The organism is Allocoleopsis franciscana PCC 7113, from assembly GCF_000317515.1.
Lineage (GTDB): Bacteria > Cyanobacteriota > Cyanobacteriia > Cyanobacteriales > Coleofasciculaceae > Allocoleopsis > Allocoleopsis franciscana.
The window spans coordinates 629,542-652,279 of record NC_019738.1 but is presented as its reverse complement, the minus strand read 5'-3'; the positions used below and the strand labels follow the sequence as shown (position 1 = coordinate 652,279).

General features: G+C 46.0%; 20 protein-coding genes, 1 tRNA gene and 1 pseudogene. 9 read left to right on the top strand and 13 right to left on the bottom strand.

All coding sequences use genetic code 11. The features are described 5' to 3' along the window. Window positions 1-146 precede the first annotated feature (146 nt). A complete protein-coding gene (gene lysS, locus MIC7113_RS02735; RefSeq protein ID WP_015180646.1) occupies window positions 147-1,868 on the top strand; it encodes a lysine--tRNA ligase in 1,722 nt (573 codons plus the stop codon). 47 nt (window positions 1,869-1,915) lie between these two features. Here the strand turns inward: lysS and MIC7113_RS02730 are convergent, their stop codons facing one another. Then, window positions 1,916-2,515: a hypothetical protein gene (locus tag MIC7113_RS02730; protein ID WP_015180645.1), complete on the bottom strand. Its 600-nt coding sequence runs from the start codon at window positions 2,513-2,515 to the stop codon at window positions 1,916-1,918. A 306-nt stretch (window positions 2,516-2,821) separates the two neighbouring features. Here MIC7113_RS02730 and MIC7113_RS02725 point away from each other — a divergent pair, with 306 nt between their 5' ends. Together MIC7113_RS02725 and MIC7113_RS02720 are read left to right on the top strand one after the other, a co-directional pair. Beyond that, window positions 2,822-3,478, top strand: a complete 657-nt coding sequence (locus tag MIC7113_RS02725; RefSeq protein ID WP_015180644.1) for an RNA polymerase sigma factor — start codon at window positions 2,822-2,824, stop codon at window positions 3,476-3,478. A 135-nt stretch (window positions 3,479-3,613) separates the two neighbouring features. Next, window positions 3,614-4,804, top strand: a complete 1,191-nt coding sequence (locus MIC7113_RS02720) for a tetratricopeptide repeat protein (protein WP_015180643.1) — start codon at window positions 3,614-3,616, stop codon at window positions 4,802-4,804. Window positions 4,805-4,838: 34 nt separating this feature from the next. On the opposite strand, the gene MIC7113_RS02715 is transcribed toward MIC7113_RS02720, so the two are convergent. Together MIC7113_RS02715 and MIC7113_RS02710 are read right to left on the bottom strand one after the other, a co-directional pair. Continuing rightward, on the bottom strand, window positions 4,839-5,915 hold the full coding sequence (locus MIC7113_RS02715) for a DUF3616 domain-containing protein (protein ID WP_015180642.1): 1,077 nt from the start codon (window positions 5,913-5,915) through the stop codon (window positions 4,839-4,841). Window positions 5,916-6,048: 133 nt separating this feature from the next. Then, the gene (locus tag MIC7113_RS02710) at window positions 6,049-6,552 is read right to left on the bottom strand and encodes a 2TM domain-containing protein (protein ID WP_015180641.1); all 504 of its coding nucleotides are present in this window, start codon (window positions 6,550-6,552) and stop codon (window positions 6,049-6,051) included. Between the two features lie 269 nt (window positions 6,553-6,821). On the opposite strand from MIC7113_RS02710, the gene MIC7113_RS02705 reads away from it, so the two are divergent. Further along, window positions 6,822-7,946: a site-2 protease family protein gene (locus MIC7113_RS02705; protein WP_015180640.1), complete on the top strand. Its 1,125-nt coding sequence runs from the start codon at window positions 6,822-6,824 to the stop codon at window positions 7,944-7,946. A gap of 132 nt (window positions 7,947-8,078) precedes the next feature. Here the strand turns inward: MIC7113_RS02705 and MIC7113_RS02700 are convergent, their stop codons facing one another. Together MIC7113_RS02700 and MIC7113_RS02695 are read right to left on the bottom strand one after the other, a co-directional pair. After that, window positions 8,079-8,591, bottom strand: a complete 513-nt coding sequence (locus MIC7113_RS02700; protein WP_015180639.1) for a hypothetical protein — start codon at window positions 8,589-8,591, stop codon at window positions 8,079-8,081. 244 nt (window positions 8,592-8,835) lie between these two features. Continuing rightward, window positions 8,836-9,180 (bottom strand): winged helix-turn-helix transcriptional regulator, encoded by a 345-nt coding sequence (locus MIC7113_RS02695; protein ID WP_015180638.1) that lies wholly within the window; start codon window positions 9,178-9,180, stop codon window positions 8,836-8,838. 170 nt (window positions 9,181-9,350) lie between these two features. Here MIC7113_RS02695 and MIC7113_RS02690 point away from each other — a divergent pair, with 170 nt between their 5' ends. Continuing rightward, the gene (locus MIC7113_RS02690; RefSeq protein WP_015180637.1) at window positions 9,351-10,049 is read left to right on the top strand and encodes a pirin family protein; all 699 of its coding nucleotides are present in this window, start codon (window positions 9,351-9,353) and stop codon (window positions 10,047-10,049) included. A 99-nt stretch (window positions 10,050-10,148) separates the two neighbouring features. Here the strand turns inward: MIC7113_RS02690 and MIC7113_RS02685 are convergent, their stop codons facing one another. The 5 genes from MIC7113_RS02685 to MIC7113_RS02665 all read right to left on the bottom strand — a co-directional run bounded on the left by MIC7113_RS02685 (window position 10,149) and on the right by MIC7113_RS02665 (window position 13,816). Further along, entirely contained in the window at window positions 10,149-12,077 is a 1,929-nt protein-coding gene (locus MIC7113_RS02685; protein WP_015180636.1) for a fibronectin type III domain-containing protein, read from the bottom strand. Window positions 12,078-12,338: 261 nt separating this feature from the next. Next, a tRNA-Pro gene (locus MIC7113_RS02680) sits at window positions 12,339-12,412 on the bottom strand. A gap of 46 nt (window positions 12,413-12,458) precedes the next feature. Beyond that, on the bottom strand, window positions 12,459-12,824 hold the full coding sequence (locus MIC7113_RS02675; protein ID WP_015180635.1) for a DUF1818 family protein: 366 nt from the start codon (window positions 12,822-12,824) through the stop codon (window positions 12,459-12,461). Window positions 12,825-12,827: 3 nt separating this feature from the next. Beyond that, entirely contained in the window at window positions 12,828-13,442 is a 615-nt protein-coding gene (locus MIC7113_RS02670; protein ID WP_015180634.1) for a hypothetical protein, read from the bottom strand. Between the two features lie 140 nt (window positions 13,443-13,582). Next, a complete protein-coding gene (locus MIC7113_RS02665) occupies window positions 13,583-13,816 on the bottom strand; it encodes a DNA-directed RNA polymerase subunit omega (RefSeq protein ID WP_015180633.1) in 234 nt (77 codons plus the stop codon). Between the two features lie 425 nt (window positions 13,817-14,241). Here MIC7113_RS02665 and MIC7113_RS02660 point away from each other — a divergent pair, with 425 nt between their 5' ends. Continuing rightward, a complete protein-coding gene (locus tag MIC7113_RS02660; RefSeq protein ID WP_015180632.1) occupies window positions 14,242-14,952 on the top strand; it encodes a GDSL-type esterase/lipase family protein in 711 nt (236 codons plus the stop codon). Here MIC7113_RS02660 and MIC7113_RS02655 read toward each other — a convergent pair. Together MIC7113_RS02655 and MIC7113_RS02650 are read right to left on the bottom strand one after the other, a co-directional pair. Further along, on the bottom strand, window positions 14,938-15,468 hold the full coding sequence (locus tag MIC7113_RS02655; protein WP_015180631.1) for a pentapeptide repeat-containing protein: 531 nt from the start codon (window positions 15,466-15,468) through the stop codon (window positions 14,938-14,940). The two genes, MIC7113_RS02660 and MIC7113_RS02655, sit on opposite strands and share 15 nt — an antisense overlap. A gap of 113 nt (window positions 15,469-15,581) precedes the next feature. Continuing rightward, window positions 15,582-16,955, bottom strand: a complete 1,374-nt coding sequence (locus tag MIC7113_RS02650) for an LCP family protein (protein WP_155897910.1) — start codon at window positions 16,953-16,955, stop codon at window positions 15,582-15,584. 639 nt (window positions 16,956-17,594) lie between these two features. On the opposite strand from MIC7113_RS02650, the gene MIC7113_RS02645 reads away from it, so the two are divergent. Both MIC7113_RS02645 and MIC7113_RS02640 read left to right on the top strand, forming a co-directional pair. Next, window positions 17,595-18,656, top strand: coding sequence for a mannose-1-phosphate guanylyltransferase (locus MIC7113_RS02645; protein WP_015180629.1), 1,062 nt, complete (start codon window positions 17,595-17,597; stop codon window positions 18,654-18,656). Between the two features lie 267 nt (window positions 18,657-18,923). Continuing rightward, window positions 18,924-20,582 carry an ABC1 kinase family protein gene (locus tag MIC7113_RS02640; protein WP_015180628.1) on the top strand — a complete coding sequence of 553 codons (1,659 nt, stop codon included), beginning with the start codon at window positions 18,924-18,926 and terminating at the stop codon, window positions 20,580-20,582. A 440-nt stretch (window positions 20,583-21,022) separates the two neighbouring features. Here the strand turns inward: MIC7113_RS02640 and MIC7113_RS02635 are convergent. Then, window positions 21,023-22,353, bottom strand: a pseudogene (locus MIC7113_RS02635) (IS1634 family transposase). Between the two features lie 145 nt (window positions 22,354-22,498). On the opposite strand from MIC7113_RS02635, the gene MIC7113_RS02630 reads away from it, so the two are divergent. Beyond that, window positions 22,499-22,735 (top strand): type II toxin-antitoxin system MqsA family antitoxin, encoded by a 237-nt coding sequence (locus MIC7113_RS02630; protein ID WP_015180627.1) that lies wholly within the window; start codon window positions 22,499-22,501, stop codon window positions 22,733-22,735. Window positions 22,736-22,738: the final 3 nt, after the last annotated feature.

Genomic DNA, 22,738 nt, shown 5'->3' with positions numbered 1-22,738 from the left:
TTGCCCTTGATGGCACCGTTCCAGAGGGCGATCGCTCAAACCCGTCCCGCTCATTCCCTATAATTGACCCAAGCCCTGGCGCTCTTCAACGTTCAGCAAGGATGCGCTTTTTGTCACACAACACAAGCCTTTAGTTATTCAGTACTATGCCCTCCGAGCAGTCCCCACAAGAACCACAAGATCACTCAAACTTAGAAGCAATCCGTGCAGCACGCTTGGAGAAAGTCCACGAGCTCAAAGCGATCGGGATGAATCCCTATGCCTACCAATGGGCCTCGACTCACCACGCCGCCGAACTCCAGGAAAAATTTGCCCATTTACCCGATGGCGAAGAAGTTGATCTTGAAGTGGCGATCGCAGGTCGAATCTTAGCACGTCGAGTCTTCGGAAAACTGGCGTTCTTCAATCTTCAGGACGAAACCGGCACAATTCAGCTATACCTCGATAAGCAGAAAATCACCAGCGGGATGGCAGATGTGCCCAATGCCTTCAACCACTTGAAGCAACTCACCGACATTGGAGATATTATCGGCGTCAAAGGAACGATTAAGCGCACCGAAAAGGGCGAACTCTCGGTTTATGTTAGCCGCTACACCATGCTGACCAAGTCCCTTTTGCCCCTACCCGATAAATGGCATGGTCTAACGGATACCGAAAAGCGCTACCGCCAACGCTATGTTGACCTGATTGTCAACCCCACTGTGCGGGAAACTTTCCGTCGTCGTGCCAAAATCACTGCCGCCATTCGCCGCTATCTGGAAGAACAAGACTTTCTAGAAATTGAGACGCCAGTGCTTCAATCGGAAGCTGGGGGGGCAGAAGCGCGTCCCTTCATCACTTATCACAATACCCTGGAGATGGATCTGTACCTACGAATCGCCACCGAGTTGCCTCTGAAGCGACTGGTGGTGGGGGGGTTTGAGAAAGTGTTTGAACTGGGGCGGATCTTCCGCAATGAAGGCATCTCCACCCGCCATAACCCTGAATTTACCACCGTTGAGGTTTACCAAGCCTACGCGGATTACAATGACATGATGCAGTTGACGGAAAATTTGATTACCACCGCTGCACAAGAGGTCTTAGGCACACTGAAAATTTCCTACCAAGGTCAAGAAATTGACCTGACACCGCCTTGGCGTAGAATCACCATGCATCAGTTGGTGCAGGAAAAGACCGGTTTAGATTTTACTCAATTTCAGACCCTGGAAGAGGCCAAAACGGCAGCGCGTCAAGCGGGAATTACAGGTGTGGATGCCTGTTCATCCATGGGGAAACTGCTTAACGAATGTTTCGAGCAGAAAGTTGAAGAAACTTTGATTCAACCCACGTTTGTGCTGGATTATCCCGTGGAAATTTCTCCTCTTGCTAAACCACATCGAGATAAGCCTGATTTAGTCGAGCGCTTTGAGCTATTCATCGTGGGACGGGAGACGGCGAATAGCTTTTCAGAGTTAACTGACCCCATCGACCAACGCGAACGTCTAGAAGCCCAGGCGGCGCGGAAAGCCGCAGGTGATTTAGAAGCGCCGGGAGTGGATGAAGACTTTATCACTGCCTTGGAATATGGGATGGCTCCCACGGGCGGCCTAGGGATAGGAATTGACCGTTTAGTGATGCTATTAACCGATAGTGCCAGTATTCGGGATGTGATTGCATTTCCCCTGCTCAAAACGTCTAGCCATGTGATTCGCTCCTTTGACTATGACGAAGCGGCTCAAATCTTGCGAGTTGAATTCAACCATGGCAGCGTCTACCAATATCGAGATGTACCTAAAAGTGTGTACCACGAAATGAAGATTGCACCGTCTGTCGGACAGTACTTTAATACGCATATTCGGGAGAAATACGGTCAGGATCGAGAGATTTAAAGCTTTTTAGGGGTACAGTTGGCTGTGCCCCTAGGCATAAATTCCACTTAATTTGAAACTTCTGCTAATTCAATCACGCGACCATCCAAATCTTTGACCAGAAAATTTAGAGGCTTCTCGGCACGAACTTTATACTTAAGGCGTTGCATTTGCACTCGCATCAACACTTGTTCTAAGCAGTCATGGTCGAAGCAAACGTGGCGTTGCTGGTTTTTCTTACCCAAGCTTGCCCCTGAAATCACATGTAACTGAGTATTCTTTTTGAGTTGGTACCACAACCCATCAGTACCTCTCAGTTTAGTGGCACTAGTGCTTCCTAAGTTTGCCGCTGACATGTAAAGGGGGTCAAGCGTACTCGTACCCAAGGTTTGCTCATAATTGTAATAGTAATGTAAGGGAACTTCAGCCGCCGCCAAATTGAGCAGACCTTCATAGAACTGTCGCGCTATCTCTAAATCTGACACCATGATGGTGTGTACTTTTGGGGCACTGGTAAGAAACATCCACATGGCACCTGCATAGGCGACCAAAAGCATCACCATAATGCCTTGGGTGGAGAACAGGCTATCCAAAGGAAGACCGGGCAAAAATGAACCCAGGGGTAGGGACTCAAATAGTAAGGAAATAAAATTCACGGATAGAATCATGAACTGAAAAAGGCTGTAATCCGATTTTAACTTTGATGGCTCTGTTGTCCTGTTATCCGTAAAATTATTAGCACAAGACTTGTTCTTAGATGTTACTAATTTTACGAAGTTCCTTCCTCACTCTGTCAGAATACCCTCAGAATCCCTCGATTGTGGGCAGAAGTCCGAGTCGGTCGTTATTTATTGCTGAGGCTGAGAAATAGGTGTGATGATAACATCGAGCTACCTCTTTCTCTGGTGGCAGGTGGTAGATATAGTAAGAAGCATCTTCTCTAATTCCCTGAGTCCACTTGTAAATTAAAGATTGTGCAAATCCCCCAATTTTCCGAATCCAATCATCCGATTGTCAAATCGTTGTTTCATCACAGCGATCAGGAATTGCTGACCCTGTTTCAGCGCCATCCAGAGCAGGGGAAGTACTTCACTGCCATTTTCTGCCGCTATAGTCCAATTGTCTATACATTGATTCGGCACTCGGCGCGATCGCCGGTGCAGGCCGAATATCTATTTGCTCTGACTTGGCGTCACATCTTCTACGAACTCAGCGGCTTAGATTTACGTGATGAGAGTACTCCGGGGACGAGTTCTTTTCAAAATTGGCTGATTAATATGACGGCATTCTGTATTAACCAAGCCGATTTGCCGCCAGTGGAAGAAATTCACTACGATCTCAAGGCGGCACCGCCACCATTCTGGTGTTACCTGGAACAAGCATTAGAACAACTCCAACCCGTCATGCGGTTGATGGTGATCATGGCTCAAACGTTCCATTGGAGCGAAACCCGAATTGCGGCTTATTTGCAAGCGGAGGGAGAAGTGGTTTCACCCGCTCAAGTCAGAACTCAGCTCCAAACAGGTTATCAAACCTTAGAAACAGCCTTACCGGAAGATATTCGCTTGATTTATTTGGCTCAGGCGGCTTCTATACAGGCAAATGCTCAAGTTAATGCTCTATCAAAGTAATGTGGGAGGAGGAGAACCTCTGCCTTTCAAAGAGGGGATGAAATCTGTATAGAAAAATTTATAGGACGTACCATGAGCTAAGGGCTGAAGGAGTTAGTAAACTTTAGCAATCGGTTAGCAATTGGGGAAAATGTGATGATTAAAGAGGGTTCGTCCGTCGTGAACAACACCAAAGGGGTGATTAAGATGACCTCACACCTCACCTCTTGTACCGATAGCAACAACCCGTCAGGGAATCAATGTCCTGGCTCATACCGAAAACACCATACTCGTTTTTCCACAGCGGTAGCGCTAACCCTTAACACCTTAATCCTGACTACCAGTACGGGAGTGCAAGCTCAATTCGTCCCTCCTGGCGTTCGGGCCGTTGAACTCTTAGAACAACTGGATGCCCCTTTAAACAATGAGATTCAAGGGGAAGATCGAAATCAGGCGGATTTCCTGATGCGGTTGGGAGGACAGGCGCAAGCGCAGGGGAATTATGACAAAGCGATCGCTAACTGGTTACAGGCACTGGACATTTATCAGCGCATTGGTGACTTTGAGGGTGAGGGTCTGACTTACGACTACATCGGGGTAACCTATGCGAAAATGGGACGCTACCGACAAGCCGAAGATGCCCTACGGCGGCGAGTTGGGATTGCTCGTTCACGTCGGGATTTCCAAGCACAGATTTATGGATTGAATAACCTGGGTACCATTTTGCTGGAATCCGGTAGCCCTGAATCCGCTCAGGAAACCTTTACGGAAGCCATGACGATTGCTCGTAGTGTCCAAAATATAGCGGGCGAGGGCTTAAGTTTGAGTAACTTGGGTTTAGTGGCAGCATCCAAGGGTCGTTATTTTGAGGCCATTAAGCGTTACCAAGCGGCTTTGGGTTTGCGAGGTCGCTCGGATGATTTGCGAGGGGAAGCAAATACACGAAATAATTTGGCAGATGCCTATCGCGCTGTCAACCTGTACAGGGATGCCTTAATCACCTATCAAGGAGGATTGCGAGTGGCAAAAGCGACTGGCGATATCCCCAATCAGTTTCGTGCACTCAGGGGTCTTGTGCAATCTTATAGTGCGATGAAGCAATATCCCGTGGCGCTCAAACTTCTTGAACAACACAAAGTATTAGCTCAAACACAGGCAAACCGTCGAGAACAACTGCTTTCGCTGAGGTATGCGGCTCAACTCTATAGAGCGACAGGGAATTTGGTCAATGCTCGGATGCTCTATCAAGAAGCGATCGCACTGGCGAATGCTTTAGGAGAAAGCCAAGAAGAAGCCTTCTTACGAGATGATTTGGCTCAAATCATTTATTTATTACCTAGGCTCTAATTGTTCTTCTCTTCGCGCCCTTTAGAATTTCTCTTTACCTCAATCTAAACACATCCGCATAAACGCTATGCGGTTCAACCAGCCTTGCCTGATCGGGTGAATCATAAACGACTACAAGTGAATCAGATTCACCCAAACACGGAAATAGTGCCAATCCCTCCGCATGATCAGCCCCTTCATTAAACGGTAAGTGAAATAAAAGTTCCAAATCTCCTGATTCCTGGCTTGATAGGCTGTTGCTAGGATGGTCTAAGGCATTTTTCAGGCGGAAGATTCGCAGGGAACCTTCTAAATCCATCGTTGGCCCTGCCAGAATGATCAAATCGTCACCTTTCAAACATAGCTCCCGCACACCTAAGCCATTCAGGTTGACAAAATGTTTCTTGTAGCATTTTCCTTCTTCACCAATCTCTTTGAGCGTTAAGACACCTAGTTCTTTTTCTTCAACTTCTATCTCCACAATAATCGCCCAACCTCGGAGTACAGGCCCCCGAAATCCCAGAAAAATTTTGTCTTGATGAACCGCTAATCCTTCAATATCAAAGCCATTTTCTTTGCTGGGAAGGGGAAAGCTTAAAAAAGACCCCAAGTGGCAGTCATCTTTGAGCGCTTCAATCAGAATGTTCTTATCTTCTGTTTTTTGTAAACAGGCCGCTGTCAATTTTTGATCGGGCTGATCAGGCAGGGAAGCGGATTTTAATAATCCCCCATTAATAACAGGAATACGAGCGATTAAATAACGATTTGGCTCAGCTTTTATCGTTGCAAGTCTATCTAAATCTTTCTGAGGATTTTTTCCTTTCGTCTTTTTACGTTTTGTACTGTGGGAACCCGTTAACCAAAGATAATTATTTGCATAATCCATTCCTTCAATGTCGATTTCATCCTCCTGATTAAAGAGTTCGACAAAATTTCCAATCGAAAATGACTGGTGCTTTCCAAAAATATAAGGCTCAATTAGAGATAGCCGCTCAACGGTTATTCCTTCATCGGAACCAAGCCATAAGCTGCCATCGGGTGTAAACGCGGCAGCCGATAGGTTTCCCACCATATCTTCGGCTGGCTCGTCGAAACGCAGGAGTAGGCGTGTTAATAAAAATGGATTGGGCACAATAAATTTATCTTTTTAGGATTTTGCAGAATTACAGATTACTGCTAGTTTATCCCAAAGCGATTCTTGGCTCTCTAAAGGAAAGCTAAATTTCTTAAATTACTTTATATAACTCTTAGCGTTACCTCTTGCTTCAGCTTGCCGCTTTCAGCCAATTGTTGATGCGGCTAAAAACTGACTGGGCAACTTGTGTGAACTGGTGCTTGCGATACCACTTCTGGAACGCTCTTTCGTAGTTTTCACCCTGTAATTGATAGGTATCCCAAGCATTGAGTCCCAGCCCAAGCCCCCAAAACAATAAAATATATAACGACCAAGACAGTTGTCCCGCCGTAAGTAGGTTCAGACAAACTAAAAAAAGATTAACAATTAAATACTTGCCGAAACGTCTCTTGAGTTGGCTGCGCCGATAGAAATTAAATTGCTGATGCTTTTGCTGCTGTTGTTGCTGGAGACGCCACTCCTGTTCTGCCTGGAGCAGGCTTTCAGTAGAAATACTCAATTCAGCAGCAATTTCCAGAAGCTGTTCGCGGGAAAATTCTCCGCCGTCAGACTGACGAGCGATCGCCAGATTCAAGATCTGCTGAATGTCTTCTTGCTGGTAAGAGCGGGAGATTTTGCTTTCAAAGATAGTCATAATCTAATGAGTTATTAATACAGGAATTCCTTTCTGCTCTAAGAACATGATGCCACTCAAGGCACTCAGGAGCAGTCCTTATTTTATTATGCCGATATCCAGAGAGATGTCATAGACAACTTTTATTCCCAAAACCGAACCCCTGGGGTCGGTTCTTACGACAATTGATAGATGAATAAAGGTTTTACATTTCGTTACGATGGATACATGACAAGAATCGAAATTAACAAAAGGAAAAGTCTTAAATAAAAAGAGTTGAGGGAGCGCTTATGAACGGTAGTATTCGTGTTGGTAACTTATTTGGCATTCCTTTTTATGTGCATCCGTCCTGGTTTTTAGTCCTGGGCTTGGTCACGTTTAGCTATGGAGGTCAATTGTCAGCTATTTTTCCGGGTTTGGCTAGTGGATTGGCCTTTCTTCTGGGATTTGTGGCGGCATTACTTTTATTTGCCTCCGTCCTAGCTCATGAATTGGGTCATAGCTTTGTGGCTCTTTGGCAGGGCATTGAAGTTAAATCTATCAGCTTATTTCTCTTTGGCGGTCTAGCGGCGTTGGAGAAAGAGTCAGAAACTCCCGCTCAATCCTTCTGGGTGGCAATTGCAGGGCCACTGGTCAGCCTCTTGCTATTCGGTCTGTTCACAGCGATTGGCATCGGCACGCCGATTACAGGGCCGTTAGCCGCAATGGTTAGCCTGCTTGCCTACATTAACTTGATGCTGGCCCTATTTAATCTGATTCCCGGCTTACCTCTCGATGGCGGCAATATTCTGAAGTCTGTAGTATGGAAAATCACGGGCAATCCTTATAAAGGTGTCGTTTTTGCCAGCCGCGTCGGTCAGTTTTTAGGTTGGATTGGCATTAGCGTAGGATTACTTGCCGTCTTGGGAATTAGCCAAATCGGTAGCTTCTGGACTCTGTTAATTGGTTGGTTCCTGCTACGAAATGCAGGTTACTCTGCCCAATCTGCGAGAATTCAAGATAAGTTATTGGGTTTAACCGCTGAAGATGCGGTGATTCCCAATAGCCCGATTGTCTCGGCTGACTTGTCTCTGCGAGAATTTGCCAATAACTACATCATTGGTAAAGCGGAATGGCACAAGTTTTTAGTCACTGATGAGGATGGTCAATTGTTGGGTGCGATCGCTGTTGATGACATGAGAAATGTACCCACCTCCCAGTGGAATGAAACCTCCGTCCAAGAACTGATGCGGCCTGTTGATTACTCCACAACGGTGAAATCCGATCAATCCCTTTTGGAAGTTGTGACGCTTTTGGAGCAAGAAAAAATCACTCAACTGCCTGTCATTCGTGATAACGGTGTATTAGTCGGAATTCTCGAAAAAGCGTCCATTATTCGCCTACTAGAGCAAAGAGCACAAGCTAAACCTGCTTAACGAGTAAATTCTTTGCCAAAGTTATCACCCGATCTTTGCTTAGCTTAAAATTCTAGCCTCCTTAATCTAAGGGAGGCTTTTTTCTTTTTTGCCGCTTAGGTGTAGATGAGTCCCCTTAACTAGGACAGATCGTTAAAGTAACCAGCTTTTGTTAGCAAAATCAGCAGGTTTTTCACTTTCTGTTTGAATCGGTCTCCCTGGTCTATGTTCAGGTACTCTCTGTGCTTGTACTTGTATTTTAAGGCTTTCCTTTTCCTTTTCTTGTTTGATATCGTTGGTTTTTTTCAGGGTCGTAATTTCCTGCATCAGCTTTTCATTGGTTTGAGCCAGTTGCACAGCGGCTGCTTTAGCTTTTTCCAGCTCTTTACTAAGTAGAGTTATTTTTTGTATGTCTTTTTGTTGCTTCTCCATCGATTCTTTTTGGCTCTCTAACTCGGATTGTAAATCTCCAATCTTTTGTTGAAGAGAGTCTTCTCTTTTCTTAGCTTTTTCGAGAGCCTCTTTCAATTCGACCACAGTTTTTTCCTGATCTTGCGTTTCCTTCTCAGCTTCCTTCAGTTTCGTTTTTAACTGAGTGAGCGTTGCTTCCAACTCTGCCTTAGTAGGGGCTGAACGTTTTGTCCGAAAATTGCTTTGTGAATTCATTTTTACAAGTTAATAATGCAAAGAAGCGTTAGGCTTTGCATACTTAAAGTTCAAACAAGCTTAGCTGGCCCTTAAGGTCAGTTAATCTCTACCATTACATCTACCCTGTGACAGTCAGGAATGAGTGACTACTGGATTAAGTGTCAGTTTCAGCAAGTAAAGTCCGGTCTTGTTCTATGCCTGTAGTTGATAACTATCAATGCATACTCTGCCTAATTTTACTATTTTATGGCCTGCGGTTGTCCTAAATTTCTGGATTTTGTTCTTGCAGATGCCTAACCCCCCATTCATGCATTGAATCAATAATGGGTTTCAGGCTTAGCCCTAACGAGGTTAGAGAGTATTCCACTTTAGGAGGAACCTGCAAATAAACCTCCCGATGAATGATGCCATCTTGCTCCATCTCCCGTAGTTGTTGCGTCAGCATTTTTTGAGTAATGCCGTTTAAAGCGCGGTGCAACTGACCAAAACGCTGTACGCCTTGAAATAACTCTCGCAGAATCAAGACTTTCCAGCGTCCGCCAATAACCTCTAGGGTTCTTTCTACCGGACAACTTGCCCTCTCGGTACTCACTGTCTGAGCTTCCATAGTATCTTTTTGGGTACTACCTTACTTTAAAGTGCATACTTTCCATAATAACTCTACTTAGTCTAAAGTAGAAATATCCGAAAAAGGTACTAAGGAAAGCATGAAGAATAAAAGATCAAAAATTCTTTTACACTTCATTTTCCTAGCATCAAATTTTCAAGGAGGAGGCAATGATAATCCTGAGAAAAGCTGAAGAACGAGGACACGCTAATCATGGTTGGTTGGATACTTACCACACCTTTTCCTTCGCTAACTATTACGATCCCAAACAGATGGGATTTCGCGCCCTAAGGGTGATTAATGAAGACTACGTTAGTCCTACTGCTGGTTTTGGAACCCATGGACATCGCGACATGGAAATTATCACCTATGTTCTAGAAGGAGCATTAGAACACAAGGACAATATCGGTAATGGTTCAGTGATTCAGCCGGGTGAAGTACAACGCATGAGTGCGGGGACAGGAATTCTACACAGTGAGTTTAATCACTCGGAAACGGAAGCTGTTCACTTGCTGCAAATTTGGCTGTTACCCGATAAACAAGGGTTGTCACCAAGCTATGAACAACGAAACTTTTCTCCTGCAAAAACTCCAGGAACACTGCATTTAGTTGCAGCTAAAGATGGGCGAGAGGGTGCTGTTACGGTTCATCAAGATGTAGATTTGTATGCTGCGGTTTTGAACGCAGGCGATCGCATTTCTCATTCCCTCAAACCTCAACGCCATGCTTGGATACAGGTAGCACGGGGTGCGATTAATCTCAACGGGTTGTCTCTTGATACGAGCGATGGAGCCGCTATCAGCAACGAAACAGAAGTTGTGATTGAGGCGACTCAAGATGCAGAATTTCTGTTATTCGATCTAGCGTAAAGAGCTAACCATTCAACAAAACTCTCCTGAATCTGCCCCTCGTAATTCGGGGGGCAGAACCCAACAATCAAACATCTAAAATTAATAGGGGATGCTTCCTTAAGGAAACGGCAGTTTGATAATACTTTGAGGTAGGATACCAGCCAACCCCGCAGCAATAATGAGAATGGTGAGGATTAGGGCTACGCCTGCTAAAAGTACTGTGTCTTTGTTCCTAACTTTCTTTGAGTCAATGGGTTCAGATAATCGGAATTCATCAAATTTTATGACTTTTGATTCTGGCGAACGTGTATCAAAACGATAGCTGCTCACTGTACCTGTACCCGTGTCTAAGATACTAAAAGCTGTGATGTCGTTACTCGCTATATAAGGCTGTGGCTGCTGATCATCTCCCATCAACGGTGCAAGTGTTGGCATCACAGGTTCCAGTCCATTGGGGTCACCTGCCGCCGTATATTCTGCCTTAAAACCTGTTGGCACCGGACGTTTTTTATTGCCGATATAGGCACCGTAACTATTGCCCACATTGGAAGTTTCTAAAAAGTGCATTCCGCTAGGAGAAACAAAGCGATTCCATAGATGCGAATGTCCATAAAATACCAGTTTTACGCCTGCCGATTCCAACAGGGGTACAACGTCACGAATGATGTAATCCTTTGCCTTAGGATACTCGTAACGCACTGCTTTAATACGTCCTTCTTCATCCCGCTCAATTAGCTGCATTGGATAAGTATAAGCGGGGACAATATTATCACCTAGTGAATGGGGTGGATGGTGAAACATCACCATCTTATACTTCGCCTGTTTAAATTCTGGACTATTGAGTTCTTTCTCCAACCATTTATATTGGACGCTACCCTTAGCGACTGGCTCAAAGATATGTTGCCCATATCCCCACGTGATGGGATTATTTAAGTCTTTTTCTCGCTCTCGATATCTACCTTTAGCATCTGCCTCTAAGCTGGGAGTTCTCCAAATATTGGTGATGTACAGCACGACCAAGCGGATATCTCCAAAGGTCACCGCGTAATTATTCTCTCCTCCAGATTTGTTCTGAGGTAAGGTGAAAATCTCGTTATAAGTGTCGGTATTAAAGGAATTATTTTTCAGCCAACTTTGGCGTACATTTAGGTCATTTTTTGGGTTTAAATACTTGGCTTTTATTTGATAAAGTTTCTGGGCAATAGTACGAGGATAGGGGTCGTTAAATTGGTCATTTAAGTTACGCTCATTGGAAAAACGTCCCATAACCTCATGATTGCCAACGGCTGGGAAGAGGGGGGCATATTGGATGAGTTCGCCGCCTTTGTAAGTTGTTTTTCTCCCCTCTTTTTCTAGTTCATAATCTGCCCGACCTTGAAGACAGGGAAAAAAGGCACCGCCACGATTATCATCAAACCATTCCGAAGCGCGATCGGGAATATTTACTAAATCACCCGCCAAGAAAACAGCATCCACTTGCCCAATGGTTTCATCAACTTTTTGGAGATTTGCTGCTGTCATCGGCATTAATTGGTGGTCAGAAGTGAGAAGAATTTTCAGTGGGGTTCCTGCTGCTGGTTTCGGTGCAAGAGTAAACTGATGACTGCTCACTTTTTGGTCATCTTCTCGCACACTCGTCACCTGATAAGGCACACGCCTGCCAGCCGTTAAACCTGTGATTCTTGCTTCATGACGCCAGATATCCCTTTTGGTCGGTTGCTGATAAATTTGACCCTCTTGTGTCTGTTTACCCACTTTGGATTTCTGGTCTTCCCGTGTACGACTGAGTTTGGTCGTAGTGGCGATCGCCGTCCGACTGAGTCCTTGTCCGTACCTGACGGTATGGCGGGAACCTGCAAACTCAGTGAACCATACCACTCGCACTGAATTCTCCGTTGGCAGTTGCAAAAACGGGTCAGTCAGCAACTGAGGTGCAGATGTGATCATGGGTTGCCTATTCAGGATGATTAGGATTGGGGTAAGGGCAATGCAGACGATCAACACAGCCGCAATGAGGAGGGGACGACTGGTTAATCGCTTGACCATTGAACGTCTTGGGTAAAAACAGCAGTGAAATCGTTTATTGCACTTTAACAGATAGCTGTAATGCAGTCATGTCTTGGGCATCACAGGATCTAAGTTTTGAAGCTTAACTACAAGGAATTGTACGGTTCTTTGGAAAGATTCCTGTAAATTGCAAAAGATTCAGCATCGAACGCTCAAAAGCCTAACACATCTAAAATAATCTCTTAGAAGTATTAGGCTTAGGATTTTTACCAGTAGTCGTTCTGGCTATCTTTCAATCAATCGGAGCGGCGGGATTTGAACCCACGACCCCCACTACCCCAAAGTGGTGCGCTACCAAGCTGCGCTACGCCCCGGCACTTCTATTAAGAATACCACACTTTTTATTTTCAAAACAACTAACTAAAATACTTTTAGAGATTGAGCGGCTGCAACCAAACCCGGAACGGCTTGGGCAAGCCAACTTCCCTCACAGCGTCGCCCTGTGTTCAAAATAAAACGCAGCGTGTAGGCATGAGGATATCCGTCTACCTCCATCCACAACAAGTCACTGTCCGCTTCACAGCTAATTTTTTCCTCATCCATCAACTCATCTGCCATCTGGCTCATGGTTTGGGCTAACTGTCCCAATAAGCGACAAAAGTCCTCTAACTCTGCCTCCGTTAGCTCGATCGCCCAATCCTCTCCACCCACTAAACCTTGATAACCCGTGGCTTGAGGATTCCAACCCAAACGCCAACCCGATCCAGTTTTAACCACCCGTTCCATGGTTTAAGGCATCAGCAACTGAGCATCTCCCGGTTTGGGGAGAGAGGGTGTTGTACTGGGACTGGCGGAAGTAGGCGGTGGTGGCGCTGGTGTGGGTGTCTCACGGGGGGATGGTGCCGATTGTTGAGCGCTATTGGGATTAAAGAGACTGACTAAGACATTCACCAAAGCATCACGTTCTGCACGAGTCAGCTTTTCCATCGCCTTGCGATCGCTTTCCATCGGATTTTCCCGTAAGGTGTCAGCACTGGGATACTGAGATTCCACCAAGTAATTGTGAGCACCGAGATAGTCAGCGAGTGACAACTTCCAATCCAAACGGTAGATTGAAGGGCGGCGTTTCACAAAAATGTGATACCGCATAAAGCGGCTGATCAAAGTGTTATTCTCATCTATTTTCCCAGTCTCTTTACTGACATACTGATTCTCTAAAGGCAAATTGGGTAATTGTTCATAAACTCGCCGCCACGCATCTTGGGGGATAGAAAATTGGGCAGCCGCAGGTTGTACTCCCATCCACTTGAAGACACCGGGATCTCTTACCTTTGCTGTCCCAACAATTAAGCAAATACCTGTAAACGTGGCGATTGTTAAACCGAGCGTCAGTCGGAAACGCATACCTTTTTAGATCGCTTTAAGCCTTTTGAACGCGAGAGCGATGATTGATCGGGGCAGGTTGAGCGGCTATCTTTTGTGAACTACGACCAGATAAAAACAAAACCTGCCTGCACCTGAATTGAGAAGTGCTTCTAGAGAATCTAATCTCCAATAATTTCCGGTTGTGTCAATTCATCAGACATCTCGATAATTGCCCTCAGCACGGGCTTCATCATCGGATCATCAATATTCTCAAAGTCTTCATAGCGACGGCGCTTGGCACGATTGGCCACTTGCACGGTAATCCGATAGCGATTGGAAGCTGCACTGATCAGCTCCTCAGCGCGATGCATAATTTGACTCGAATCAAACTGGTGGTAACGTTTGTGCAGCATCAGTCGTCGTTAGAAGGTGGGTCGGAATTAGAAAAGTAGTCTTTAGCGTCAAGCCTCTGAGGTTAGTTAGCTAAAGACACAATTTATTATCCAGTGTAACAGGAGTGACAAGTGCGGCGTTTATTCCTGTGGGAGGACGCTTAGCTTCGGTAGCGGTTCTAGATTGAGAGCGAACCTACGGTTGTATCCGTATCCGCAGGGGGGTACTAGAAGCGTAAAAAGCTGAAGTTCTCGACAAAGATACAGCTAGAAGATAGAAGACTTGATGAAGATATGCCTCTTCTCCGGACATCAATACCAGAAAGATGTGAATAATGAGTGAAAGACGCTCAATGATTTATAAGGTGCAACGAATAGCGTAAGATTATGTAAACTCTTGTAAACCTGTCAAGTTGTTAATATAAACTGGCTGACTACTACTGTTTATGCACACACTTGTTGCTCCTAACTTTCAGTCAATCCGTCAAACCCATCAACAACCGTTAAAAATCGTTGTCCTCGGTGACAGCCTGATCTATGGATTTGGTGACCCAGAAGGAGGCGGCTGGGTAGAAAGATTACGACGCCAGTGGATGTCGCCCGATAGTCCCGGTCATGTTCTCTACAATCTGGGTATTCGGGGCGATGGAGTCAAGCAAGTACAAGCACGGCTTGAACATGAGTTTCGCCATCGCGGTGAACTGAAGAATCGCGTTCCAGATGCCATGATCCTTTCGATTGGCGTCAATGATTCCGCCCGTCTGGGACGACCGGATGGACGAAATTTTACAGAATTTGAGAGTTTCCAGACAGAACTCGCTCACCTGTTAGACCAAGCGAAACAATTGTGTCCGGTGCTATTTGTGGGTATGGTGCCTGTGGATGAAGCCAAGATGCCATTCCTCAATTGTTTCTACTTCAATCATGCTGACCAGTACCGCTACAAAGAAGCAACGCGCCTTGCTTGTCACAAGCGGCAGATTCCCTACCTGGATATTTTCGATCTTTGGCGATCGCGTGGTCACGATTGGTGTGTAAAGCACCTATGTTCAGATGGTCTCCATCCCAATGTGGCTGGTTATCAGGCGTTACTCCATGATGTCCTTCACTGGGAAGCTTTCAACCATCTATCTGAGCCAATCTTAGCGACAGCCTAAACTATCCCGCGTTGCAACGCCTGTAATGGGGTTAACCCCACTAGCCTTCTCACACAGAAGAGATACTTGATAGCGATCAATAATCGCATCCGTAAAATCAGCGCCAGTGATATCGGCGTCGTAAAAACGGCTGCGTATCATCGTGGCTTCTTGGAAGATAGCGTTTTTTAGATTGGCATTATCCAACGTTACGCGGTCTACCAACGCGCCTGTAAGATTGGCGTCTTGCAAATTAGCTCCCAACATCACTCCTTTAGTCAAGATAGCGTTAGTCAGGTCAGATTCTTGGAAGTTAGTCCCCCGCATTTCGGCTGCAACGAAAACCGCACCCACTAAATTCTTGTGGGAAAAGTCACGATTGGTTAAATCAGTACTACTGTAATTAATGCTGCTGTCTTGAGCATAGGCGGGAGTAGCAAATAGCATGAGCCACAGCCACGCCAGGGCGATCGCTAAAACTATTCTGAGTAAAGTTTGTAGAAAAGGTTTAATCTCTTTTAAATTCAAAATTTCCATTCGTTTCCTCAGGGTTTAGACATTGCAACACATTTCTTATTAAAGACACGATTCTGATCGTGCCTTGAATCCTGTGCTGAAGCTTCTGGATCGGTGAAATTAATAAGACATCCTTATTCAACATTAGTTTCTATCCAATCTTCACCCACTCGAATCGTTAGGTCAGACTCAATATCACCTGTAGAAGATGCCTCTATCCTACCGACTCCTACGATTTTTTTAAGAGTAGTTGCCGCTTCCAAATCGCCCTGCTGGACAATAATTTGAGTTTGGGATTGATGGTCAGGCCAGTCCTTGACAATATAAACGTTACGAAAGTTTTTAGAAGCCAAATACCGGGCCACCTGCTGACCGAGTTGTGGTTTGTCCGTTGCATTTTGAATAGCAATACGCACGCTCTGGGATGAACTGTGCGGCTCTAAAGCAGCCCAAGCTGGATTCTGCTGGAAATACTCGCGCATCACTCGATCGCGTCTTGATGGATCAATCAGCCAATAGCTGCCGCTAAATTCCTTTGGATCACTGAAGCGACCGGGCAAGAGTACCATTTTTACACTATCTTGCTGGAGCTCAAGACCAAAGCCTGCGATCGCTAGTAGTTCTTCTAAGCTCAAGTTAGTATCTACATACTGCTGCATCACCTGAATCACTTGGGGCAAACGGGACAATACGGTTGGACTAACCAAACGTTGCCGCAATGCCTTCAGTAGTGCCTGCTGTCGTTGTACCCGACCAATATCACCATTCTTATCTTTGCGGAACCGAGCAAATTGTTCGGCTTGGTCTCCATTCAACGTTTGCCACCCTGACTCTAAATCAATATTCAGGTTTTGAGTGACATCTGTATATTGCATGGGATAGGGGACAAAGACCTCAATCCCTCCCACAAGGTCAACCAATTCCCGGAATGCCTCGGTTGTAACCCGCAAATAGCGATCAATCGGCACATTATTGAGGCTGCGGCTCACAACCCGTGCGGCTAAAGCAGCACCTCCCTCCACATTGGCATCGTTGATTTTGGCCAATCCGACTCCTGGAATGTTGACTTGAGTATCCCGTGGGATAGATAACATTCTTACCGAATTATCTGAGGGGTCTAGACGCAGGAGCAACATCGTATCACTGCGACCCGCAAAGACCGCTGCTGAGTTTTTTGGAGCCTCCGGTACTCGGTCTATCCCCATTACTAGAATGTTGACAGGTCTGGCGATTTTGTACGGAAAACCGCGACTCCACGAGTCCCCTTTAACACCAAATCCTTGAGTTAAAGGTGTGATAAACGGCGACAAAGGTGTGAATAGAGCTAGTGCTGCCCCCAAGGTGGCAGAAATTGTAGCCGTGAGAACAAAAGCAGAACCCCAGAACAACCACTGAATCACGGGGCGACTCGATGGCTTGTGCTTTTTTGATTTGGGGACAGTCGTTTTAGAGTCTGGGGACGATTTTGGGTCAGTCACATCCTCATGGCTATCGGTATCTACACTCATCTGAGACTTTGTAGGACTTTCGGACGATTCTAGTCCTATGCCCATTGAAGACGATTTAAAACTTTCCTTCACCCTCACCTCAACTGTAGACTGCGCGTACAGTTTGACATACTTTATAGAAATTACTTGCAGGATTATAACGTTAGCAGCTCGATTCCCGATCTAGGGAGTGTCTTAGAAATCAACTATCGAATGGGAGAATAGAGAAAGCTCAAGGACGGGACAACCTGTTGAGTTGACCACCTGGGATACAGGGCTACTGAAAACTCAGACCTCAACGAAGTAAGCCTGAGTAGTTTATTAGTACAAACTTCTCTCACTGCCCTTAACTGTCCCCACTGCCCATACTGGGTTGTGGAACTAGTGGTTCATGTCTTTAATTTTGAGGAGTTAACTTGGTGTATAGTTGACCTTAAGCGCTGAAGCGCTTACTACGAACCCATCAGAACTAATGACATGAACCACTAGGTCAACAACCTCACCCACGAGGAGATGAGGCTTGTTCCTGACCGACGTTATCGGTCGAAACAATAGGCGCATTGACTGACGCCCTAAGACTAATGAATCGCCGACTAAGCAAGCTTCTACAGGTGCAGCAAGGCTAGGATATAGCAGAAAAATTAGTTAGCGTGGCAATCCATGGATAAATCCTTGATACCCGTGATTCTGGCTGGTGGCAAAGGGGAGCGTTTTTGGCCTTTGAGCCGGAAGCACCGACCGAAGCAGTTTTTAAGCTTAGATGGTAGTGGAAAGAGCCTTTTGCAGGCAACGGCTGACCGACTCAGTGAGTTAGCCGGAAGCTCTGAGAAGCTATGGGTGGTGACTTCCGCTCAACTGGCTCAAGGGGTTCGAGAACAGCTCCCTCAGCTTTTAGAGAAGAATGTATTAGCGGAGCCAGAAGGGCGTGATACCGCTCCAGCCGTGGCTTGGTCTACGCTGGAGATTGCACGAACCTATGGGGAAGATGCTGTGGTGGCCTTTTTCCCGGCTGACCACTGGATTGAAGACCAGCAAGCGTTTCAAAACACTATCAAGGCGGCGGCTGAACTGGCGTCCAAGGAAGATGCGATTGTGACACTAGGCATCACGCCGAACCATCCTTCTACAGGTTATGGGTACATCGAGCAAGGCGAACAGACGGGGACGTTTGGCGGATTGCCAGTTTATAAAGTCAGTCGCTTCACTGAAAAGCCCGATCGCGAAACGGCTGAGCAATTTCTGGCTACAGGGCGCTTTAGCTGGAATAGTGGGATGTTCATTTTCCGGGCTGGGGTGGTATTGAATGAACTCCGTACTTATGCACCCGAAATCATCGGCCCACTGGAAGAAAAAGGTGTAGAGGCGTATCACCAGCTACCAAAGAAAAGTGTTGACTATGCATTGATGGAAAAGACCCAATTGGCGTATGTTTTACCCGCGTCGTTTGGTTGGGATGATTTGGGAGATTGGAACGCGATCGAGCGCTTACTGAAGGGAGATGCAGCTAATGTGGAGCTGGCGCAGCATGTGGGGATGGATACCAAGGGAGCCATTCTTTACGCCAGTGATAACGATGAAGTGATTGTGACGATTGGGTTAGAGGATATTGTTGTGGTGCGCGATCGCAACGTCACCTTAATCGTGAAAAAAGACCGGACACAGGAGATTAAGCAGGTCGTTAAAGCGCTTCAAGAAGACCCAAAACTGCAAGACTTGTTGTAAACCAGTCAGCTAAACAAACGCAAGAACGATACAATCTCATACCCCAGGTACATTTGCACTCACCAGGGTTTAACGTTACAACATTCAATAAATAGTGCTAACCTGGTCGGCGGCATCTCATTCCTTTAAATATCAGTCGTAGGGGCAGCTCTACCTTGCCCCTACCCCCCAGGGATAGAACAAAACCGTATCCAATAGCCCAAAAGCAAAAGAGTATTTTGTTTTTGCTTCTACCTTTTCCTTCTTAACCTTGGTGACACCTAAACGATGTTTTCCTTAACTCAAACCACTTCTCGGCAACGTGAAATCATCGAGGTCGTCTTCGGCAACGGCTGGGACTACATGCGAGGACTGCTGACGGGTGGTAAGACGGGTAAGACTGACGAACCGAATCTGCCACCCCCTGCCGTTCTGCGTAAAGTTTTAGTAGAGTTGGGGCCTGTCTACGTCAAACTAGGGCAATTGTTGAGTACTCGTCCGGATCTGTTGCCAGGGGAATATGTTGAAGCCCTAACCGACTTGCAGGCGAATGTGCCGGCGGTGGGATGGAGTGAGGTAGAAATCCAGATTCGGCAACAATTGCGACAGCCTTTGGAGGATGTTTTTTCCAGCATCAACCCCCAAGCGGTTGCGGCAGGTTCGATCGCCCAAACTCACCGAGCCACCTTAAAAACGGGTCAAGATGTTGCCCTGAAGGTGCAGCGTCCGGGAATTGAGGTGATTGTCGCTCAGGATATCGCTCTGATTCGGAGTCTAGCGGAATTGGTGTCTCGCACGAACTTTGGGGAGGATTATGACATTGTGGGCTTAGCTGAGGAGTTTGCCACAGCTCTGCAAGCCGAGTTAGATTTCTCCCAAGAGGCTGGCTATACCGATCAGCTACGGCGCAACTTATCAACGAGTCGCTGGTTTGACCCCACCCAGATCGTGGTGCCGGAGATTTATTGGGATTTGACGAGTAAAAAGTTGATGGTAATGGAATGGCTCGATGGTGTGCCACTTCTGTTAGCGAAGCTACCGGCAATGCGGGATGGGAAAGATGCAGACACGCAGCGAAAAGAACTCACCACGCTTTTGTTTCGCGCTTTCTTGCAGCAACTCTACATCGACGGCTTTTTCCATGCCGATCCTCATCCAGGGAATTTGTTTTATCTCAGCGATGGTCGCCTTGCGCTCTTAGACTGTGGGATGGTGGGTCGTTTAGACCCGCGCACACAGCAGATTTTAACGGAAATGTTGTTGGCGATTGTAGACTTAGACGCCCAGAGATGTGCTCAGCTCACGTTGGAACTGGCGGAGTCGGGTCAGCCTGTCAGTTTATCGCGACTGGCGAATGACTACGATCGCATGTTGCGGAAGTATTACAATATCAGCCTGTCGCAAATCAACTTCAGCCAGGTCTTTTATGAGGTGCTGCAAGTCGCTCGTAACAACAAGATTCGCTTGCCTAGCAATATGGGTTTGTATGCAAAAACCCTAGCTAATTTGGAAGGAGTGGCTCGGAGTTTTGACCCGGAAATTAACCTATTAGACGAAATTAAGCCGCTGATGACCGATTTATTCCGTCGTCAGTTGTTAGGAGATAATCCCTTACAAACAGTTCTTAGAACTGCCCTTGATCTCAAGAGTTTATCTTTGCAATCTCCGCGTCAGTTGGAGTTACTCTTAGATCGGGTTACTTCAGAAACTTTAAGGTGGAATATCACCATACGCGACCTTGACCCTTTACGTCGCAGTATGGATGATTCTGCAAATCGGCTGTCATTTAGTGTGGTGGTTGGGTCATTGATTATTGGCGCAGCCATTATTTCTAGTAATGCACAGACGAGTCAGTTGTCTTTGATTAGTAATGTACTATTTGCTACCGCCAGTTTTTTGGGTCTATGGTTGGCGATTAGTATTCTTAGGTCGGGTCGTTTAAGGTGAATTAACGGGACTGATACCAAGTTGCATTCAAATGTATAACTCTCTCTTGCTCTTACCGCAGTGTCCTCTGTGCATCTGTGGTTTATTAAATTCTACTACGGGATCGGTGACATCTGATTTTAGAACTCGGAGATAGAACTATGAGATGTGTAATTTGTAACCCACATTCCGCCCTTTGACTGTCACAAGCGGATAATTGTGTGGAACTGAAGGCTAACACAGGCCAGTTCAATCGAGTGAAACGTTCTAGAGATGAGAGATGCTAACTTTTTTCGGGTGCTTGTTCTCAAAAAGCAGCAAGTAGCAATAAAAAGTCAAGTAACTGGCAACATAAAGTGAACTGTTTCCTATCAGGAAAAGCCTGATGCGTTAACTAAAAAGCTCGTCTACGCATCACTTTGCTGAAATAATTGTTGAAGTATTTCAATGACTTGAAGAACTCAGCACAATAGATAGTAGTCCCGGCAAGCTTGAGAGAAAAAGCGCAAAATCTTTAAGCGTTCATCGGTAAGATTGGCAATTTGCTCAACCCCATCAATCACTAACAAATGCACCGCTTGGAAACACTGAAATATCCAGCGGAGGGTGGGACGCTGAGTCGGCTTTTTAATTGATTAGGGAGGCTTTCATCAGCTTGAACTAAGGCTTGACGTAAAGCTGCCTGTCCCAAGTTGTAGACCAACAGACACAATCCCATAACCATCCCTACAGCAGCAATGCGACCTGGGTCTTTCAGGAAAACACTATCAGCAAAAAACAGAGGGTCTTTGAGAAAGCTAAAGCCCCGTTCCGTACTCTGCTGCTCTTTGTACTCACTCAGGACTGCATCATTATTCAATTGTTCCTTGTCTAGGACATTGGTGGCGAGAATGAATCGTCCCGCTTGCTGTCTTTGTTGTTCTAGGACAGTTTCATTGACTACCAATGTGGCTTGAATGTGATAGGTTTTGTGAGTGGGTCGAGTTTGCTTTGCTGGTCTTCCCGGTTGGGAGTAATGGTCTTGCTCAATGATTTCTACTGCTTCTAGGGTGTGATATTTCAACTGCTTCATCCGCTTGAGGTTGTCGGCAGTGTACAAAGCACTATCTGCTATGTGTATTCCCTCAAAAGTCCACTGTTTCTGAAACTCCTCAAACAGATGGGCAAACTTTGTCTTGTCGTCTTGATTGCCATCTGCCATCTCTAAAAATAACGGTATACCACCCTCTCCACCACATATCAGATTCATCACGAATTGTTTGAGGTCACTTCTATGGTCACGAGAATATCCATACGTTAGGTGAATCGCTTTCGGCGCTACCTCAATTTCTACTCTTGTGCCATCTTCTGTCTTTTGAGTGACTACCACTTCGTCATTGGCTGTTTCATACTCGCCATGCAGATGAAATGAGGTCGAGTCTAAGTGCGCTGTCTCAATACTCACTCCAAACTTGGCGATAGCTTTCATGGCAATGCTGACGAAGCAACGGGTTAGTCCTGCCAGGAACAGTTCATCAAGCACTCGTCCCAGGCGGTCATCATTGAGATGTTCTGGCTTGACTCCGGTTCCAATCAGGTGTTCTGTAGCTTTCCCTTCAAAAAATCGACTAAATAAGTACAGTGGGGCTGACACAAAGCCCAGTCCGTTGAGAATCATTGCTTTGACCACAAGACCTGCACTGACTTTTTCTCGGCTGTCTTGCCCCAACCGCAGGTCTATTTGTTCCACCAGCCCGATTTCGTCAATAATACCTGCCACCAGACCCAAGTGGTCGAGGTTCATTACCTGCATTTCTGCTGCTTTCACACCCCCTCCCCAAGACTTAGCCCTTCCACTCCCGTTCAATTATCCTGTTTCGGCCAAAAAGCTGGCTAGGCTATCTTTAACTCCACTTACGTTGCGTTTGCCTCGATTGCCTCCACTAAATTATCTACTTGTGACAGTCAAAGGGCGGAATGTGGGTTGTAAGCATGGAGAAACGCAGCCTGGTTTAGTCACTGTGACTCTAGAACGGGACGAGAGTATTGTGATTATTAAGCGAGTTCCCGCCGAAGTTTGTGATAATTGCGGGGAGTATTATTTGAGTGATGCCATTACTGAGCAAGTTCTCGAAAGGGCTGAGATGGCTGTCAGTAAGGGCGCGGAAGTTGAAATTATCCGATATGCAGCATAGGGC

Excerpts from the sequence above, each read along its gene's own strand:
- lysS (WP_015180646.1), top strand. The coding sequence starts at position 147 with ATGCCCTCCGAGCAGTCCCCACAAGAACCACAAGATCACTCAAACTTA.
- MIC7113_RS02730 (WP_015180645.1), bottom strand. The coding sequence starts at position 2,515 with ATGATTCTATCCGTGAATTTTATTTCCTTACTATTTGAGTCCCTACCC.
- MIC7113_RS02720 (WP_015180643.1), top strand. The coding sequence starts at position 3,614 with ATGATTAAAGAGGGTTCGTCCGTCGTGAACAACACCAAAGGGGTGATT.
- MIC7113_RS02710 (WP_015180641.1), bottom strand. The coding sequence starts at position 6,552 with ATGACTATCTTTGAAAGCAAAATCTCCCGCTCTTACCAGCAAGAAGAC.
- MIC7113_RS02705 (WP_015180640.1), top strand. The coding sequence starts at position 6,822 with ATGAACGGTAGTATTCGTGTTGGTAACTTATTTGGCATTCCTTTTTAT.
- MIC7113_RS02700 (WP_015180639.1), bottom strand. The coding sequence starts at position 8,591 with ATGAATTCACAAAGCAATTTTCGGACAAAACGTTCAGCCCCTACTAAG.
- MIC7113_RS02695 (WP_015180638.1), bottom strand. The coding sequence starts at position 9,180 with ATGGAAGCTCAGACAGTGAGTACCGAGAGGGCAAGTTGTCCGGTAGAA.
- MIC7113_RS02690 (WP_015180637.1), top strand. The coding sequence starts at position 9,351 with ATGATAATCCTGAGAAAAGCTGAAGAACGAGGACACGCTAATCATGGT.
- MIC7113_RS02685 (WP_015180636.1), bottom strand. The coding sequence starts at position 12,077 with ATGGTCAAGCGATTAACCAGTCGTCCCCTCCTCATTGCGGCTGTGTTG.
- MIC7113_RS02675 (WP_015180635.1), bottom strand. The coding sequence starts at position 12,824 with ATGGAACGGGTGGTTAAAACTGGATCGGGTTGGCGTTTGGGTTGGAAT.
- MIC7113_RS02670 (WP_015180634.1), bottom strand. The coding sequence starts at position 13,442 with ATGCGTTTCCGACTGACGCTCGGTTTAACAATCGCCACGTTTACAGGT.
- MIC7113_RS02665 (WP_015180633.1), bottom strand. The coding sequence starts at position 13,816 with ATGCTGCACAAACGTTACCACCAGTTTGATTCGAGTCAAATTATGCAT.
- MIC7113_RS02660 (WP_015180632.1), top strand. The coding sequence starts at position 14,242 with ATGCACACACTTGTTGCTCCTAACTTTCAGTCAATCCGTCAAACCCAT.
- MIC7113_RS02655 (WP_015180631.1), bottom strand. The coding sequence starts at position 15,468 with ATGGAAATTTTGAATTTAAAAGAGATTAAACCTTTTCTACAAACTTTA.
- MIC7113_RS02650 (WP_155897910.1), bottom strand. The coding sequence starts at position 16,955 with ATGAGTGTAGATACCGATAGCCATGAGGATGTGACTGACCCAAAATCG.
- MIC7113_RS02645 (WP_015180629.1), top strand. The coding sequence starts at position 17,595 with ATGGATAAATCCTTGATACCCGTGATTCTGGCTGGTGGCAAAGGGGAG.
- MIC7113_RS02640 (WP_015180628.1), top strand. The coding sequence starts at position 18,924 with ATGTTTTCCTTAACTCAAACCACTTCTCGGCAACGTGAAATCATCGAG.